The organism is Nocardia sp. 348MFTsu5.1, from assembly GCF_000383535.1.
Taxonomy (GTDB): domain Bacteria; phylum Actinomycetota; class Actinomycetes; order Mycobacteriales; family Mycobacteriaceae; genus Williamsia; species Williamsia faeni.
This window is the reverse complement of sequence record NZ_KB911509.1, coordinates 212,496-229,825: the sequence shown is the minus strand read 5'-3', so window position 1 is coordinate 229,825 and position 17,330 is coordinate 212,496. Positions and strand designations below refer to the sequence as shown.

The 17,330-nt window shown below is 64.0% G+C and carries 18 protein-coding genes; 9 read left to right on the top strand and 9 right to left on the bottom strand.

What is annotated here, in order from left to right; all coding sequences use genetic code 11:
- Window positions 1-13: 13 nt before the first annotated feature.
- Window positions 14-799 (bottom strand): type I methionyl aminopeptidase, encoded by a 786-nt coding sequence (gene map, locus H290_RS0101000; RefSeq protein WP_020104888.1) that lies wholly within the window; start codon window positions 797-799, stop codon window positions 14-16.
- A gap of 93 nt (window positions 800-892) precedes the next feature.
- Here map and H290_RS0100995 point away from each other — a divergent pair, with 93 nt between their 5' ends.
- Both H290_RS0100995 and H290_RS0100990 read left to right on the top strand, forming a co-directional pair.
- On the top strand, window positions 893-1,159 hold the full coding sequence (locus H290_RS0100995; RefSeq protein ID WP_020104887.1) for a helix-turn-helix domain-containing protein: 267 nt from the start codon (window positions 893-895) through the stop codon (window positions 1,157-1,159).
- A 139-nt stretch (window positions 1,160-1,298) separates the two neighbouring features.
- Window positions 1,299-2,513 carry an HNH endonuclease signature motif containing protein gene (locus H290_RS0100990; protein ID WP_020104886.1) on the top strand — a complete coding sequence of 405 codons (1,215 nt, stop codon included), beginning with the start codon at window positions 1,299-1,301 and terminating at the stop codon, window positions 2,511-2,513.
- Window positions 2,514-2,725: 212 nt separating this feature from the next.
- Here the strand turns inward: H290_RS0100990 and H290_RS30010 are convergent, their stop codons facing one another.
- Genes H290_RS30010 through H290_RS0100950 form a run of 8 tightly spaced genes read right to left on the bottom strand, consistent with a single transcriptional unit; the run spans window position 2,726 to window position 10,829 of the window.
- Window positions 2,726-3,340, bottom strand: a complete 615-nt coding sequence (locus tag H290_RS30010) for a HutD family protein (RefSeq protein WP_020104885.1) — start codon at window positions 3,338-3,340, stop codon at window positions 2,726-2,728.
- Window positions 3,341-3,368: 28 nt separating this feature from the next.
- Complete coding sequence (locus H290_RS0100980; RefSeq protein ID WP_020104884.1) at window positions 3,369-4,595, bottom strand: allantoate amidohydrolase; 1,227 nt, start codon at window positions 4,593-4,595, stop codon at window positions 3,369-3,371.
- 13 nt (window positions 4,596-4,608) lie between these two features.
- Window positions 4,609-5,265: a helix-turn-helix domain-containing protein gene (locus H290_RS0100975; protein ID WP_020104883.1), complete on the bottom strand. Its 657-nt coding sequence runs from the start codon at window positions 5,263-5,265 to the stop codon at window positions 4,609-4,611.
- Between the two features lie 2 nt (window positions 5,266-5,267).
- Entirely contained in the window at window positions 5,268-6,581 is a 1,314-nt protein-coding gene (locus H290_RS0100970; protein ID WP_369758635.1) for an FMN-binding glutamate synthase family protein, read from the bottom strand.
- Between the two features lie 11 nt (window positions 6,582-6,592).
- Window positions 6,593-7,324: a protein glxC gene (locus tag H290_RS0100965; RefSeq protein ID WP_020104881.1), complete on the bottom strand. Its 732-nt coding sequence runs from the start codon at window positions 7,322-7,324 to the stop codon at window positions 6,593-6,595.
- A complete protein-coding gene (locus H290_RS0100960) occupies window positions 7,309-8,208 on the bottom strand; it encodes a glutamine amidotransferase family protein (protein ID WP_020104880.1) in 900 nt (299 codons plus the stop codon). The genes H290_RS0100965 and H290_RS0100960 overlap by 16 nt, the downstream gene beginning before the upstream one ends.
- Before the next feature lie 27 nt (window positions 8,209-8,235).
- Window positions 8,236-9,594, bottom strand: coding sequence for a type III glutamate--ammonia ligase (gene glnT / locus H290_RS0100955; RefSeq protein WP_020104879.1), 1,359 nt, complete (start codon window positions 9,592-9,594; stop codon window positions 8,236-8,238).
- A 44-nt stretch (window positions 9,595-9,638) separates the two neighbouring features.
- Entirely contained in the window at window positions 9,639-10,829 is a 1,191-nt protein-coding gene (locus tag H290_RS0100950; protein WP_020104878.1) for an FAD-binding oxidoreductase, read from the bottom strand.
- A gap of 289 nt (window positions 10,830-11,118) precedes the next feature.
- On the opposite strand from H290_RS0100950, the gene H290_RS0100945 reads away from it, so the two are divergent.
- The 7 genes from H290_RS0100945 (at window position 11,119) to H290_RS27440 (ending at window position 17,244) form a co-directional block, all read left to right on the top strand.
- Window positions 11,119-11,505 (top strand): ethanolamine utilization protein, encoded by a 387-nt coding sequence (locus H290_RS0100945; protein WP_020104877.1) that lies wholly within the window; start codon window positions 11,119-11,121, stop codon window positions 11,503-11,505.
- Window positions 11,506-11,519: 14 nt separating this feature from the next.
- Complete coding sequence (locus H290_RS27445; RefSeq protein WP_155976651.1) at window positions 11,520-12,062, top strand: dimethylamine monooxygenase subunit DmmA family protein; 543 nt, start codon at window positions 11,520-11,522, stop codon at window positions 12,060-12,062.
- On the top strand, window positions 12,059-13,033 hold the full coding sequence (locus tag H290_RS0100935) for a 2Fe-2S iron-sulfur cluster-binding protein (protein ID WP_020104875.1): 975 nt from the start codon (window positions 12,059-12,061) through the stop codon (window positions 13,031-13,033). The genes H290_RS27445 and H290_RS0100935 overlap by 4 nt, the downstream gene beginning before the upstream one ends.
- Window positions 13,033-14,010: a DUF3445 domain-containing protein gene (locus H290_RS0100930; RefSeq protein WP_020104874.1), complete on the top strand. Its 978-nt coding sequence runs from the start codon at window positions 13,033-13,035 to the stop codon at window positions 14,008-14,010. The genes H290_RS0100935 and H290_RS0100930 overlap by 1 nt, the downstream gene beginning before the upstream one ends.
- Window positions 14,011-14,206: 196 nt before the next feature.
- Window positions 14,207-15,571 carry an ammonium transporter gene (locus H290_RS0100925; RefSeq protein ID WP_020104873.1) on the top strand — a complete coding sequence of 455 codons (1,365 nt, stop codon included), beginning with the start codon at window positions 14,207-14,209 and terminating at the stop codon, window positions 15,569-15,571.
- A 111-nt stretch (window positions 15,572-15,682) separates the two neighbouring features.
- On the top strand, window positions 15,683-16,345 hold the full coding sequence (locus tag H290_RS0100920) for an XRE family transcriptional regulator (RefSeq protein WP_020104872.1): 663 nt from the start codon (window positions 15,683-15,685) through the stop codon (window positions 16,343-16,345).
- 2 nt (window positions 16,346-16,347) lie between these two features.
- Window positions 16,348-17,244, top strand: coding sequence for a hypothetical protein (locus H290_RS27440; protein ID WP_051121831.1), 897 nt, complete (start codon window positions 16,348-16,350; stop codon window positions 17,242-17,244).
- The last annotated feature ends 86 nt before the right edge of the window (window positions 17,245-17,330 follow it).

Sequence of the window (17,330 nt, the reverse complement as noted above, 5' to 3'; positions counted from 1 at the left end):
TTCCTGTCGGGACTCACTGCACGTTGGCAGAGAGGGGTTGCCGGGTCAGCACGAGCGGCGGGCCGTCGGTGATCGCGATCGTGTGTTCACTGTGTGCGGTACGTGAGCCGTCCGCTGAGCGGATGGTCCAGCCGTCGGGGTCGTAGACGATCTTGTCGGTGCCGGCGGCGAACCACGGTTCCAGCGCGAGGGTCAACCCCGGCCGCAGTGTGAGGCCACGTCCTGCGCGCCCGGTGTTCGGTACGTGCGGATCTTCGTGCATGGTTCGCCCGAGCCCGTGACCACCGAACTCGGTGTTCACCGGATACCCGTATTCGGCTGCCACCGCGCCGATCGCCGCCGAGATGTCGCCGAGCCGGTTGCCGGGCAGTGCAGCGGCAATTCCTGCTGTCAGTGCTTGTTCGGTCGCCGCGATGAGTCGTTCGTCCTCGGGGCGCGGCTCACCGACGATGATGCTGCGGGCACAGTCGGCGACCCAGCCGTCGATCGATACCGCGATGTCCATGCTCAACAGGTCCCCGCCGGTCAATACGTAGTCGTGCGGGAGCCCGTGCAGGACCGCGTCATTGACCGACAGACAGATGACGTTGCGGAACGGACCGCGTCCGAATGACGGTGCGTAGTCCCAATAACACGACGTGGCGCCGCGCTGGGCGATCAACTGGCGGGCGCGCTCTTCCAGGTCGAGTAGATTCACGCCGGGGTGGGCGCGTTGTTCTAGGTCGTCGAGCAATTCGGCGATGAAGGTGCCGGTGACGCCCATCGCCGCGACTTCACGTGGTGTCTTCAGTTCAAGCACAGGTGGTCCTCCTCATCGAGCAATTCGGTATTAAAATACCAATATAGAGGGTTCGCTGGTATTTTCATACCGCAGGGGCGTTAGACTATCGATATGGTGCGACTCCCACTGACTCCGGAACAGCTGGCCGTAGGTAAGCGACTCGGTCAACAGCTACGACAGGCGCGGGGTGACCGGACCCTCGCCGAAGTTGCTCTGGCGGCGGGGATCTCCCCGGAAACCCTTCGGAAGATCGAGACCGGCCGGCTGGCGACACCCGCATTCACGACGATCGCGGCCCTGGCTCGCGTCCTTCCGTTGCCGCTCGATGAACTCGCCGACATCTGCCTTGCCGAGACCGACCTCCAGCAAACTGTGTGAAAAAAACCTCTTGCGAACATGCGTTCGATTCGGTAATCTGGAGTCCGTTGACCGCAAAGATATGACGAGTCGAGCCAAACACCTTCCCCTGTGAAACTGGTCAACTTCCTGTTGCTTTCTGCCTGGAAGGTGTTCTGTGATGCGGCTTCTCGATGTCGTTGATTCTCTGGTTGATCTGGTCATTCCGGACGATCCCGGCGAACTGCTCGCTCTGGCGAAGGATCTGATCACGCTGCGCAATGCCGGCGAGTATCAGCTCGCGGTGTGTGCGGCGGTGATCGATCAGTCAGGTATGGCACGCAAAGCCGGATCGACAACGGCAAAGTTGTTGCAGGCCAATGGCGCTGCGCCAGGTGCGGCGTATCGGTGGATCCGTGTCGGGTCGGGTTTGGCAGGGTTGGATCGCACTGCCGGGTACTCGCGGGACGGGTTCCTGTCCTCCGAGCATGTCGATGCGGTGGTCAAAGGTGTCGCGCATATCGTCGACCGATCCGACGAGCCGGTCTCCGGTGAGCAGCGGGTGGAGTTCGAGCGGAAACTGTTGAGCCACGCCATTTCGGGTGCTCCACCGTCGGAGATCGGTGCGGTGGCACGGGCGTTGGGGAACGAGATCGCCGACAAAGGTGGTGGTCTACCGCCGGCCGAAGACCGATCGTTGAACAGTCTGGACTATGTCGTCAACCCTGAGGGTCGATGTGTCGGCAGGTTCGATGTGGATGCGGTGATCGGGGAAAAGTTGTTCTCCGCGTTGGATTTGTGGTCCAGAGCCCGTCCCGAACCCGACGGCAGTGACGATGCCCGCACACCGACCCAGCGCCGCGCTGATGCGCTGCACCAACTGCTGGACTGCGGCGGCGGTGGGCAAGACTTGGTGTCGGCGCCGCGGACCGAGGTGATGGTCACCGTCCCGGCCGATCATCCCCAAGCGGCGACGCTGCGGTGGATGGGCCCGATCACCGAAGCGACCGCGCTGGCGTTGGCGTGTGATTCGTCGATCACCAAGGTCACCCTCGACGGCCAAGAAGTTCCGATTGATCTGAGTCCACCGAAACGCCTGTTCACCGGTCTGGTCCGCAAAGCGATCATCATCCGCGATGCCTGTTGTGTGAAGTGCGGCGGATCGGTGACCTGGTCTGATTGTCACCACATCACACACTTTGCCGATGGTGGTGCCACGACCCTGGAGAACGGGTGTCTGTTGTGCCGCACCTGCCATATGGCGGTCCACCACACCGATTGGGACGTGATCATGGGCTCCGATGGGCATCCGTGGCTGATCCCGCCGGCGGACATCGACCCGCAGCGAAGACCGCTGCCGGCCTACAACCGACGAACACTCACCCTCGCCGCCTGACTCACTTCGAATTTTCTATCCATCGCACCCGATTCACGGTCGGGACCGCGCTCGCACGTTGAAAACTACATAGTGTGAATCGACCCTGGTGCTGCTGCTGACCGGACAGGGTTCCGCCGATGAACATTGACGGACCGCGGTGGCAGCACCACGGCGCCGAACCGAAGGGAAACTGTTGTGTCTGTCTCCGACGGTCTGCCGGATCTCTTTGGCTAGGCGACGCCCCTCACAGATGATCCGTCGATGCGAAGGCGTTCCACAAAGATTCGGAGCGCCTTCGTTTTTCCGGAGTGTGCGGTGGGGGCGAACGTGGCGCTGCCCGAATCGATGACCGCGGTGTCGCCGGCGCCGAGTGCGATGCCATCGAGCGTGCCGGTCCCAGAGACGACAAACAATGCGGTCATCAGGTTCGCATGCGCGTCGATCGACAACACCTCACCGGGTTCGAGCGCGTGCGGACGAACCTGACCGGTGCCCGCATTGCGGGCCACGATGAGATTGAAGGCCCGGGTCGGATGGGGCGCAGTGCAATAGGGACTGTCTTCGCCGGCGAACTCGACGGGCTCGAATTGCTCGCAGCGGATGCGTCGTGGACCGATCTCGAGGTCGACACCTGTTGTTCCTACGACGGTGAAGATGCGATCGACGTCCTCAATGCGCGAAAACGTCGACATCGTCGGCAGATCGGCCACGCTCAGCCGCCACGTCGGTCGATCGCCGACGGTGGTCGGTGCCGAGCGTATCTCGCGAGTGGTGCCGAGGCCGTTCGCCCATCGGCGGGGAGTCAGTTCCGCTGCGCGGACAACAGACGAGACTGCGGGAGGCACAGAGATTGCTTCCTTCGTTGGTCGAGTCCTAGACCGCGGTGTAGTCGGCCATGACGTCGGCGAGGGCTTCGGCGCCGCGGTGACAGTCGACGGATTCGGCGAACTCGTGCGGGGAATGTGAGACCCCGGTGGGGTTGCGCACGAACAACATCGCGGTCGGTACTTTTGCCGACAAGACCCCGGCATCGTGCCCGGCCGCGGTCGGTAGCACCGGGATGTCGCCGAGGTGGCCGAGGGCGGCCTGCAGTCGTCGACGGGTGTCGGCGGGGAACTCCACGATCGGTGAGATCGACTCGGCGACGATGTCCAGGTCGATGCCGTCACGTTCGGCATGGGTGCGGGCCTCGGCCGAGATCGCCTCGACCAGTGCCGTCAGGGTCTGTTCGTCGGCGGCGCGGGCATCGAGCCAGGCCTGCACCTCGGACGGAATCGCGTTGGCGCCGTTGGGGAGTACGCGCACTTTGCCAAAAGTGGCGACTGCGTCGTGGACGGCGGCAGCTCCGCGGGCGGTGTGGACCGACGACGCGAAAGCGAGCATCGGATCACGCCGGTCGACGAGACGGGTCGCGCCGGCGTGGTTGGCCTCTCCGGTGAAATTGAACAGCCACCGGCCGTGAGGCCAGATCGACGAGGCCACCGCGATCGGCTGATCGACCAGGTCGAGTCCGCGTCCCTGCTCGACGTGCAGCTCGACGTAGACACCGACACGGTCGACCAGAGTGGGATCGGCACCCAGGTGCGACGGGTTGCGCCCCGACGACGTGAGCGCCTCGGCGAGGGAAATGCCGTCGGCGTCACGGAGTTTCAGTGCCCGCTCCGGTGTCAGCGCACCTGTACTGAGCTGGGAACCCACGCAGGCGACACCGAAGCGCGCGCCCTCCTCGTCCGAGAATGCGGTGATGGCGATCGGGCGCGTGGGGATGATCCCGCGTTCCCGAACGATGTCGATCGCGGCAAAGGCCGACACGACACCAAGGGGTCCGTCGTAGGCGCCGCCGTCGGGCACCGAATCGAGGTGGGAGCCGGTGACAAACGCGTCGCGGGGATCGCCTACCCATCCGTCGGGCAGCCACCACGCCCAGAGGTTTCCGTTGCGGTCCTCTTCCACCGACATGCCCCGCGCGGACGCCTCGCCGGTGAACCACTCGCGCAATGTCATGTCGGCGTCGTTCCAGGCGAATCGCCGATAGCCGCCACTGGCGGCCGCACGGCCGACATCGAGGATCGACGCCCACATGGAGTCGAAGGTTTTCATCTCAGATGCCTCATCATTCGGAGTAGTTGTCGGGGTAGGCGGTGATCGCGAGAAATCGAATCGGCAACCGGGTCAGCTGTTTTGGGCCGTGGATGCCCTCGCCGTCGAGGAGGAGTGAGTCGCCGGCGCGCAGGGTGTAGTCGGAACTGTCATGGCTGTAGACCATTTCGCCTTCGAGCATGTACAGCAGTTCGGTCCCCGGATGCTGGAAGCGCGGACTGATCGTGGTGTCCGACAGCAGCGTCACCACCACGGACTCGAGTCGTCGATGCTGACCGCGCAGCGCGCCGAGCAGTTCGTAGTGATGCCCGGCCCGGGTGCCCCGCCCGACGATCTCCGCACCCGTTCCGGCTCTGGTGAACACCGATTCGCGTTGCGTCTTCTCGCCGCGGAACAGGGAGGTCACCGGAACATCGAGTGCGGTGGCCAATTTGGAAATGGTGCCGAGACTGCAGGATGCCTGCGCGTTCTCGATCTTCGACAGCATCGACTTGGAAATGCCGGTGCGACTGGCCATCTCGCTGACCGAGAGCCCGGCTGTGATCCGTAGCCGCCGGGTTTGTGATCCGATGACCGCCTCCAGTGAATCGGGATCGAATTCACCGTGATCGACCTCTCGCGCGGTGGTGTCCTCGACCACCGAGCGCGCCGGTGAGACCGGGGTGACCAAAGTCAGTACCTACCCGGGATCCAGTTGGTGCCGGCCAGCGGGACCCGTGCCATCGCCGACGCCTCGACGGTCAGCGCGACCAGATCTTCTGGTTCGAGGTTGCGCAGATGCGACTTGCCGCAGGCCCGCGCCAGAGTCTGGGCCTCCATTGTGAGGACGCGCAGGTAGTTGGCGAGGCGACGGCCACCCTCGACCGGGTCCAGGTTCTTGGACAGCTCGGGATCCTGCGTGGTGATACCCGCGGGATCGCGTCCGGCCTGGAAGTCGTCGTAGAACCCGGCCTCGGATCCGAGTGCGCGGTACTGGTCCGCATAGCGAGGGCTGTTGTCGCCCAGTGCGATCAGGGCGGCGGTTCCGATGGCCACGGCGTCGGCACCCAGTGCCATTGCCTTGGCGACGTCGGCGCCGCTGCGGATTCCACCGGAGACGATGAGCTGCACCTTGCGGTGTACGTCCATCTCCTGCAATGCCTGTACCGCTTGGGGGATGGCGGCGAGGGTCGGGATGCCGACATGTTCGATGAACACGTCCTGGGTGGCCGCGGTGCCGCCCTGCATACCGTCGACGACCACCACATCCGCGCCGGCCTTGACGGCCAGTTTGACGTCGTAGTAGGTGCGGGTGGCACCGACCTTGATGTAGATGGGCTTCTCCCAGTTGGTGATCTCCCGGAGCTCGATGATCTTGATCGCGAGGTCGTCGGGGCCGGTCCAGTCGGGATGGCGACAGGCGCTGCGCTGATCGACACCCATCGGCAGGGTGCGCATCCCGGCGACCCGTTCGGTGATCTTCTGGCCGAGCAGCATTCCGCCACCGCCGGGCTTGGCTCCCTGGCCGAGGACGATCTCGATGGCGTCGGCCTTGCGCAGGTCGTCGGGGTTCATGCCGTATCGCGACGGAAGGTACTGGTAGACAAGATTCTTCGACTGGCCGCGTTCTTCCGGTGTCATGCCGCCGTCGCCGGTGGTGGTCGAGGTCCCGACCTCACTGGCGCCGCGGCCGAGGGCCTCCTTGGCCTGACCGGACAGGGCACCGAAACTCATCCCGGCAATCGTGATCGGAATGTCGAGGTGCAGGGGGAACTTGGCGTGGGTGTCGCCGAGAACCACGTCGGTGTCGCACTTCTCGCGGTAACCCTCGAGCGGGTACCGCGACATCGAGGCACCCAGGAAGAGCAGGTCGTCGAAGTGGGGGAGCTTGCGCTTGGCGCCCCAGCCGCGGATGTCGTAGATTCCGGTGTTGGCAGCGCGCTGGATCTCGGCGATCACGCCGCGGTCGAAGGTGGCCGATTCCCGCAGGGTCGGGTTGTAGGTCATGGTCATCGCTCCTAGTACGCCGCAGCGTTGTCGACGTGGAAGTTGTAAAGGCGGCGGGCCGAACCGTAGCGGGTGAAATCGGCGGGGGCGGTGTCGATTCCGGCAGCGTCGAGCAGTTCGGCGAGTTCGGCGAGATGCTCGTCGCGCATGTCCTTCTTGATGCAGTCGGCACCGAGCGAGGCGACGGTGCCGCGGACGTAGATCCGGGCCTCGTAGAGCGAATCACCCAGCGCTTCACCCGCATCACCGCAGACCACCAAACGCCCGGCCTGGCCCATGAATGCGCTCATGTGGCCGATGTTGCCGCCGACCACGATGTCGACGCCCTTCATCGAGATACCGCAGCGGGCGGCCGCATTGCCGTCGATGACCAGGAGGCCGCCATGCGCCGTGGCGCCGGCCGACTGGGATGCGTCACCGTGGACCCGCACCGTGCCCGACATCATGTTCTCCGCCACGCCGACCCCGGCGTTGCCGGTGATCGTCACCGACGCCTGCTGATTCATCCCGGCGGCGTAGTAGCCGACATGGCCGTCGATGGTCACGTCGATGTCGCGGTCGAGGCCGCAGGCGAGTGCGTGTGCACCCAGGGGTGAGGTCACCGTTGCACTGACGGGACCGTCGGGCGACTGCAATGAGGAGTTGACCTCGCGGACCGCGACCTCACGGAGGTCGTACACCACGCCTGCGGTGATCTCCGTCGGGGCGGGGGCGGTCTCGGTGGGGGTCATTGCCGGTGCCATACGTACACCTCTTCTGGTTCGGGCTCGAAGATTCGGGCGTTGTCGACGCCTGGCAGGTGTGCCAGTGCGCGGTATTCGGAGGCCATCGCAACCCAGCGGTCGGTCTCGGCCACCACGGCGGGTTTGCACGAGATCGCGTCGCGGACAACGGCAAAGGAATCGCTGTTCGACACCAGCAGGGTGTAGAAACCGTCGAACGTCTCGTTGAGCATCAACAGGGCCTTCTCGAGATCGACACCCTCGGCCAGCTGTTTGGCCACGAATCGGGCGCCGACCTCGGTGTCGTTCTCGCTGTCGAAGACGACGCCGTGACGTTCGAGGTCGTGCTTGATCGACATGTGGTTGGAGAAAGAGCCGTTGTGGACCAGGCACTGGTCCGGCCCCACGGAGAAGGGATGTGAGCCGGTGGCGGTGACCGCTGACTCGGTGGCCATCCGGGTGTGGGCCACGCCCTGCCACCCCGAGGCGTTCGGCAGACCGAATCGGTGGGCCAGCTCCGTCGGATTACCCATGCCCTTGAGCACGGTCACGTCGTTGCCGAACCCGATGATGCGGGCGCCCGGGGCGACGGCGCGGATGGCTGCAACGAGGGTCTCGGATGCAACCGGGCCGTGCAGCACGGTGGTCGGGTCGAGGTCGATCCCGGTGATGGCCTGGCCCACATCCTTTGTGAGTTCGGCGGCCAGCTCTGCGGCCGGGATGGGGGATTCGAGCAGCGAGACGGTCGCGTGCCCGGCCGGTGACCACGTGGGGTCACCGTAGATCGACATGCCGGCGGAATCCGGTCCGCGGTCACACATCTGATCGAGCATCCCGGTGAGAAGTTCACCGAGCCGGGGATAGAGCTCGGGGTCACGCAGGTGGAGTCCTACGATTCCGCACATGGTTCTGGTTCCTGTCTTGTCGGGCGGTCAGAAGGCGGTGAGGTACTGGTTGATCTCCCAGTCGGACACCGTGTTGTGCCACGCGAAGAACTCCTCGCGTTTGCGATTGGTGAAGTAGCTGCTGACGCCGGGGCCGGCGACGTCGAGGGCGCCGGTCAGCACCGGGTCGGCGTCGAGGCAGTCCATGGCGTGCACCAGGGTCATCGGCAGCATGTCGCTGGGCGATTCGCCGTTCCCCGGAGTGCCGGGGTCGAGCGACCTGCTCACGCCGTCGAGTCCGGCAGCGATGGCACCGGCCGCGGCGAGGTATGGGTTGGCGCTGCCGTCACCACCACGCAATTCGACTCGATTGCCGTCGGGAACCCGCAGGTAGTGAGTGCGATCGTTACCGCCGTAAGTGGCATAGCGTGGCGACCAGGTGGCCCCGCTGCTGGTGGTGGTGGCGCCGGTGCGCTTGTAGGAGTTGACCGTTGGGGCGATGACACCCTGCAATGCGCAGGCGTGCTCGAGAATGCCGGCGATGAAACCGTAGGCGGTCTCCGACAGCCCGAGCCCCTTGGGATCGGCGGAGTCGGGGAATGCCGGACCTTCCGCAGTCCACAGTGACATGTGCAGATGCATACCGGAGCCGGTGCGATCGGTGAACGGCTTGGGCATGAATGTTGCCTGCATACCCCGCTTTTCAGCGATCACCGACAGCAGATACCGGGCGGTGATCACGCGGTCGGCGGTGACCATGGCGTTGTCATAGTCGAAGTTCTGCTCGAACTGCCCATTCGCGTCTTCGTGGTCGTTGGCGTAGTTGCCCCAACCGAGTGCGTTCATCGCCGACGAGATCTCGGTGAGGTGGTCGTACATGCGGGTGACATCGCGGGCGTCGTAACACGGCTGGAGTTTGGTGTCGGAGGTGTCCGCGGTGATCAGCTTCCCGTTGTCATCCTTGTTGACCAGGAAATACTCGATCTCGGCGCCGACCTTCACCTCGAAACCCAGTTCGGCGGCCTTGCGCAGGGTTTCCCGCAGAATGATGCGAGGCGCGTACGGCCAGGGTTTGCCCTCGACATGCGGATCGCAATGGACCAGCGCCAGGCCCGGCTGGACAAAGGGGATCGGTGTGAACGACGACGCGTCGGGCATGGCGACCAGATCCGGGTCCTTGGGCTCCTGGCCCATCATCCCGGCGGCGTAGCCGGCAAAACCGACGCCCTCCTCTTCGAGCTGGCGTACTGCCTGCGCGGGAACGAGTTTGGCGCACGGTTTGCCGGACAGGGTGACGAACAGGGCGAGGATGAACGTGGTGCCGGTGGATTGGACCAGCTCGGTCAGAGTCGGTTCGGTGGGGTGTGCCGGAGTCGGGGTGATGGCTTCGGCGGTGTCGACGGCCATGGGGATCTCCTGGAGAGTTGGGGGACGATCGGGAGTGGGCAGGGTCAGCGCATCTCACCGGCGCCGATGTATGGATTGAGACTGACGAGCGGGTCGTGCTCGGCAAAACGGCTGTAGCGGAAGTCATTCGGGTCGACACCGGGCAGGGTGGTGGTTCCGGTGGTCAGCAGGTCGGCGACCAGTGCCCCGACCGCGGGTGAGATCTTGAACCCGTGGCCCGAGAATCCGGTGACCAGGAAAAGCCCATCGACGGGGGAGGGGCCGATGATCGGGTTGTAGTCGGGTGTGACGTCGTAGGCGCCCACATAGGAACTCGTGATCCGTGGGTCCGGCATGTCGGGAAGACGGCTGTCGAGCTTCATGATCGTCTTCTCGATGGTGCTGTCGTCGGCGCGGTTCACGAAATTGTCGGGGTCGATGTACTGCGGAGCCTGATGATCGGAGTTCCCGACCAGCAGTTCACCGTTCGGTTCCCGGCAGATGTACTGCAGTCCGGCGAGGTCGGACAGCACCGGGACGTCCGGGGTCGGAACCCCCTGATCGACCAGGACAAGTTGTGCGCGTTGGGCTTTCACATCCACATCGACGCCCACGGTGGCGACCAGCTCGGGGGTCCACGGTCCGGCCGCGACGATGACGTGCTCGGCATGGATCTCGTCGCCGCCGGCCAGCGTGACGCCGTAGACGGTCCCACCGGGATTCTGCAGGAGTCCGGTGACCCGGGTTGATTGGCGCACCTTGACGCCGAGTTTGCGGGCACTGGCACCGAACGCCATGCCGGTCATGTACGCCTCGCCGCGGCCGCCGAGTGGTTCGTAGGCGAAGGCGGCGAAGTCGTCGAGGTGCAGGCCGGGCCAGAGTTCGGCCATGGTGTCGTGCCCGATGAAGTCGACGTCGATACCCAGCCCCTGCATCATCGCGACGTTCGCCTTCAGCGGAACGAGGTTGTCCTCGCCGACACCGACGACGTATCCGGACTGCCGAAATGCCATGTCGTCGCCGAAGAGCTCGGTTGCGCGGGTGAAGATGTCGACGCTGTACCAGGACATCGCCGCCAGCGACGGGGTGCCGTAGTGGCACCGCACCACACCGCTCGACTTGCCGGTCATCCCGGAGCACAGGGTGTCGCGTTCGAGGACGAGGACGTCGGACTCGCCGCGATCGGCGAGGGACCAGGCGATGGCCAGTCCTTCTAGTCCGCCGCCCACGATCACGTACTTCGCAGTTTCTGTCACTGTCGACTTTCTGATCGCTGATGTTCTGTGGGTGAGTCGCTTGGTGTTTCTCACTGTGACTCGGTGTTGTATGTCAGGAAACACTCTGAATGTGACGAGCATGTTTCCTGCTGGTCAATCGGAGGTGACGAATGGTGTGGTGCAGCTATCTGGCAAGTGCCCGTCTGCACTTGATAGGGCACTTCTGGGGAATATTTAACACCGTCGCAATCGTCTCTATGGTTTCCTGTCAATATCCGAAGTTTCCCAACAGTTCTAACTTCGGCCGCCATCGATCAGGAGAAACAACATGACCACCACAGATTCCAGCAAAGTTGTGGCCCCGTTCCGGGTGACCTCTCAGTTCTGGGAAACCCTGCCGCAGATGCCGACTGATCAGTACCCGGGAACCGAGGGCTTCATCGACGACGTCTTTGCCAATCCGGACGGGTCGGAGATGTCGGCCGGCTACTTCGAACTGAAGAACACCGATGCTCCGCTGGACTACTACTACGCGTACGACGAGATGAAGGTGGTGCTCGACGGGCAGTTCAGGCTCGAGAATCTCGAGACCGGGCAGGTCGAGCACGCCGGACCGAAGGATGCGATCTTCTTCCCGAAGGGATCGCGGATCAGATTCACCACCCCCGACCGGGCACTGGCCTTCTTTGTCGGCCACCGTTCGTTCGCGCCGTAGCGATGGCGGTGTCGATGGCCTCGACCAGCGTGCCGCGCTGGCCGCACCGCACCCTCGCCGACGTCGAATTCGATGCGCACGCAACCCGTCATCTGGTCTTCGCTGCCGGCCCGGATGCGGTGACTCACATCATGGCTCGAACATCCGTGCTCCCCGAGGTCGCCACCGTCGTGGAGGTGCCGGAATCGTCGAATGTGCAGGACGTGGTCGCGTTAGCACTTGCCGGGGCCACGGTGGGCCCGCGGTTTGTGGTGGTCGGTACCGGCGCATCGGTGATGCGGATCAGGGCGCTCATCATCGAGGCAGGCGCGATCGATGCCGAGGTCACGGTCGTCCATCTCGGCGGCGAGGATGGATTTGCCGCCATGGAACGTGACGTCTTCTGCTCCCATTGCCACACCGTGACGCCGGCGACGTCGCGGATCGACGAGATGGTGATCTGCGCGGGCTGTGATGTGGAGTTGGTTGTCTACCACCACTTCTCACGTCGGCATGCGGCCTACCTGGGTTACCGGCCGGACTCCGAAGAACTCACCGAAAGGGAGAGAGCCGAATGACGGTCATGACGACCCCGCGCCCGGATGTCGGTGTGGGCGACCTCCTCGTCGAGGTCACGAGAATGCGCATGCTGTGTGATGGCATCTGCGAGTTCACCTTTGCCGGTGCGGATGGCGGTGCACTTCCGACGTTTTCACCGGGTGCACATATCGGCGTGCAGTGGCAACCCGGCCGGCGCAATTCCTACTCGCTGACCGGACCGGCAGTCGATCCCGCCGAATATACGATCTGCGTGCGCCGCGATGATTCCGGCGGTGGAGGATCGGTGTGGCTGCACGGACTCGGTGTCGGCGACCAGGTTGTCATCTCATTGCCGCGCAGCGCATTTGCTCCGATATCCACGGCGCGTCACCATCTGCTGATCGCCGGTGGCATTGGCGTCACACCGATCCTGTCGCATGTTCGCGCGGCGGTGCACTGGAACCGCTCGTTCGAGGTGATCTACACCCATCGGCCCGGATTCGGGGCCCTGGCGCGGGAGATGCGGGACCTGTGCGGTGATCGCCTGACGGTTGTCGAAGCCGCCCCGGACTTCTGGGATCACCTCGGGCCGCGGCTGTGCGATTCACCACTGGGTACCCATATCTATACCTGCGGTCCTGGCCCGTTGATCGAGGGTGTTGCTGCCGCCGCAATGGCCAACGGGTGGCCGCCGGATCGGGTGCATTCCGAGCAATTCGCTGCCGATGTTGCCGCCGGCGGTGAACCATTTGCTGCGCGCCTGGGCCGCACCGGCGTCCTGGTGCCGGTTGGTTCCGAGGTGTCACTGCTTGAAGCGTTGCTGGAACGTGGTGTGGCCGTGCCCAACATGTGCCGCCAAGGAGTATGCGGTGAGTGTCGGGTCGCTGTGCGCGGCGGCCCGATCGACCACCGGGACTCGTATCTGACCGACGACGAGCGCGCCGCAGGCGACACGATGATGCCGTGTGTCTCCCGTGCGCTCGGTGACCACCTGGAGCTGGATCTCTGATGACCATCGCCGAGACTTTCACGAGCCGTGACGTCGAGAACTACCCGTTCCCATTTCCTCGGGATCAGTACCGATACAGCGCCAACGTCGAACCTGCGGGTGAGCGGCGAATCGTCATCGACGGACACTATCGCTGCGAACTCGACGAACGGGCCCGCATTCTCGCGTCGGATCCCTCGCGCGCGCAGTGCCTGCCCCATATGGAGCCCGCGGCCTGGGACGCGATGCTGACCGTCATGCACGAACTCGCCGAGAGCTACCCCGAGCATATGATGCTCGATCGGCTCGGCGGTGAAGCGCCGTCATATCGTTGGCGCAACACACTTCTCGGCATCGACGACACGTTCGTCTTCGGTGACCCCGGCAGTCTTTCGTCGCCGCCGCTGACCTACATCTTCGGTCAGGTGCAGGAAGACGTGGTGTTGCTCGACCAGCGCGAAGATCAGATGTGGGGCGATGCGGGGGTTGTGACGTTTGCCGCCGACTGGTCGTTCGGTTTCGACGTCGGCATGAGTTTCCTGCAGATCCACGGCCCGGTGCCGCGGCTGCACTCGGAGAAGATCGCCACGCGCGCACACGAGTTCATCAAGCGACTGCAGCCGTCGCAAAGTTACCGGCGGACGAACTGGACGCTCACCGTGGATGGCAAACTCGACACATCCACCGAGACCTACCCCGAATGGGGCAGGGATCGAAGAACTTTGGCGGACGGACCCACCGAGGACGTGGGGGAGCGCCTGTTTCTGCGGACCGAGGTTCAGCATCTCATCCGTCTGCCCCACAGTAACGCTGTGATGTTTCTGATCCGGACCTACCTACTGCCGTTTGCGGCGATCGCGACGGTTCCGGAGTGGGCCGATCGCCTCTATCGCGTGCTCGAAGATCTGCCACTGGACATGGCCGACTACAAGGGTGTGTCCCGGACACGCGGTGCGGGGATGCGGTGGCTCAGTGTGTACGGAGGTGTTGTCCCCTGACCGTCGCGATCAATAGACGCTGTGTCGCAACAGTTTTCAAGACAGCCTGACAATTCGACGTCGTTACACGACCGCAACAACGAACCGCCTGAATGCAACACAACAGTGGTGCACTAACAACAGTCGGTCCACTACCGGTAGACATCGTTCCCTCCGGCGCCAGAGCGTCGAGGATGACTCATTGAAGGTGAAACATATGGAAGAAGCGATAGCCGCTGCCGATACCGCCTGGATGCTGGCGGCATTTGCCGCCGTCACCCTGATGGTTGCCGGCCTGGCAATGTTCTACGGCGGCATGGTCAGCGCCAAGAACACACTGAACATGGCGATGATGACCTTCGGCGCATTTGCCGTGGTGGGCATCCTGTGGGTGCTGTTCGGCTACTCGGCGGTCCTGGGCAATTCGCTCGGTGGCGCCGGGATCCTGGGCGATCCGTTCGAGGCCATGGGCCTGCAGTCGCTACTGGCGGAGCCGGCCGAGCCCGGGCTGCCACCGTCGCTCGTCGCCGGTTTCCAGCTGCTGTTCGCGGGTATCACCGTTGCCCTGATCTCCGGCGCGGTGGCCGACCGGATGAAGTTCGGTGCGTGGATGGTGTTTGCCGGAATTTGGGCCGTACTGGTGTATTTCCCGGTGGCTCACTGGGTTTTCGCCTTTGATTCCGAGGACGGTTCGGTCGTCGGCGGTTGGATCGCCAATGATCTGATGGCGGTCGACTTCGCCGGTGGTACCGCGGTGCACGTCAATGCCGGTGTTGCGGCTCTGGCTCTGGTTCTGGTTCTCGGCAAACGCCGGATCTTCCCGGTGGCTCCGCGTCCCCACAGCCTGCCACTGACCATGCTCGGTGCCGGCATGCTCTTCTTCGGCTGGTTCGGCTTCAACGGCGGATCGGCACTGGCCGCCGGTAACAGCGCCGCGGTTGTTGTCCTGAACACCGTGGCCGCGGGTTGTGCCGGTATCTGTGGCTGGCTCGTCGTCGAGAAGATGCGTGAAGGACACGCGACGTCGCTGGGCGCCAGCTCGGGACTCATCGCCGCACTGGTCGGCATCACCCCGGCCTGTGGCGCCGTGTCTCCGATGGGTGCATTGTTCGTCGGTGCGGCCTCCGGTGCGGTCTGCTGCCTCGCGGTGTCGATCAAGTACCGCCTCGGCTACGACGATTCGCTCGATGTTGTCGGAATCCACATGGTGGGCGGCATTCTCGGCACGATCCTGATCGGTCTCATCGCCGACCCGGCTGCACCCAACGGCGTCGCAGGCCTGTTCTACGGCGGCGGGCTGGACCTGCTGTGGCGTCAGACGGTCGCGGTGGTCGTGGTGGTTGTCTACTGCTTCGCGGTCACCTGGCTGATCGCCAAGGCGTTGGACAAGACCATGGGTCTACGTGTCCATGAGGATTCCGAAGACGAAGGGCTGGACGTTTCGGTGCACGGTGAGTCGGCCTACGTGATGGAACATGCGCCGATGGGCGGCGCTCCGGCGAAGGAAGTCGATGCGGTGGTGGCTGCAGAGGCCATGACCGGGGCGGCTGCGGAGGTGGCGGCGACCCCGTCGGCCACCTGAGGATCGCTTGATCAAACCCCCTTCCGGAAACCGCCGGGAGGGGGTTTGTTCGTGAGGGGACACGCTCAATGGTTTCATTACATGAAACACCGTCGGCTAGGATGGGGTCTTATGGCAAGTCGAACCGCAGATGTTGTCCGGGATACCGGCGATCCGGCTCCAGTGCAGCGAGAAGTCGCCGCTGATGCACCCACCGGCAACGATCTGGAGGCGGCCATCGCGTCCCAGGTGAGAACCCTCCGGAAGGCCACCGGCCTGTCGGTAGGGGACATGGCCGACCGGGTCGGAATCTCGAAGGCCATGCTCTCGAAGATCGAGAATGCTCAAACATCGTGCAGTTTATCGACTTTGGCACGCCTGGCAGCTGGTCTGGACGTCCCGGTGACCTCCCTGTTCCGCGGTGCCGACACCAAGCGCGAGGCAGTGTTCGTCGAATCGGGTCACGGCGCGGTCATCGTCGGGCGCGGGACCAGGGTCGGTCACCACTATGAGTTGCTCGGTGCACTGCGGGGGCAACACAAACGCCTCGAACCGGTGCTGGTGACCTTGACCGACGCCAGCGAGGTGTTTCCCCGCTTTCAACATGCCGGGACCGAACTGCTCTATATGCTCGAGGGCGTCATGGTCTACGGACACGGAGATGCGGAATACACGCTGCGGCCAGGGGATGCGCTGTTGTTGGACGGTGAAGGGATACACGGACCAAATGATCTGGTGCGGTTGCCGATTCGGTTCCTGGCCGTGACCGCCTATCCCGACAACCACGAAGACTGACGGTGGACGTGTCACAGACCCGACGTTCCGTTGTGGCGAAGGCGAAATCGGCAGCGGATGCCTGGTTGGTCCAACTGCACCGCATGCCCGGTGGACCACTGCTTCTGCGCCTGTTTTCCGACCTTGCCCGCAGTGAGATCGCGGATCGATCGATGACACTTGCGGGCCAGGCCTTCACCTCGATTCTCCCGGTGATGATCGTGCTGTCGACGATCCGCAGCAACGGGTACATCGACGACACCCTTTCCGGCTACGGGCTGTCGCCCGAAGACCTGGCGTTGACGTCCGGTGACCCCGGTGAGTCGGCGGTGACCTTCGGTGTCATCGGTGGGTTGATGACGGTGATCAGCGCGACGTCGTTTTCGCGTGCGCTCGATCGGATGTATGCGCGTGTGTGGGGTACCCCGAAGTTGACGTTCAGCAAGGGGTGGCGATGGATTGTGGTGGTCGTGGCGATCTCGCTCGGGGTCACGGCCCAGGGCATCATCGCGCGACTCGGCGACATCGGGATCTTTGACCTACTCGGTCTGAGTCTGGAAATTCTTGCCGATCTGGCGTTTTGGACGGTGCTCTGGTTCTTCGTCTGCCGGATGCTCACCCAGAAGAAGGTGAACATCCGGTGCAGCCTCCTGACCGGCATTATCTCGGCTGTCGGACTGACGGCGCTGTCCATCGGTTCCCGGGTTGCGCTGGAGCCGGTCCTGGCCAGTGCAACGGGTCAATTCGGCATCCTCGGTGTCATCTTCACCATCATCAGTTGGCTTTTCGTCTTCTCGGCAGTTCTGGTCGCGTCGGCGGTCATCGTGTACACGCTGGCATCGGATACGGGACGGGTCGGACACTTCTTGAGGACGAAGGAGGCATCAGAAGTGCAGATGGTTGAACAGCAAGCCGCGTGAGGCCATCGGCCCAGCTCACCGCGTCCAGCAAACTCACAGGTTGCGAGCAGGGCCCCACCATCTCCGGTGGGTAGAACTGGTTCAGA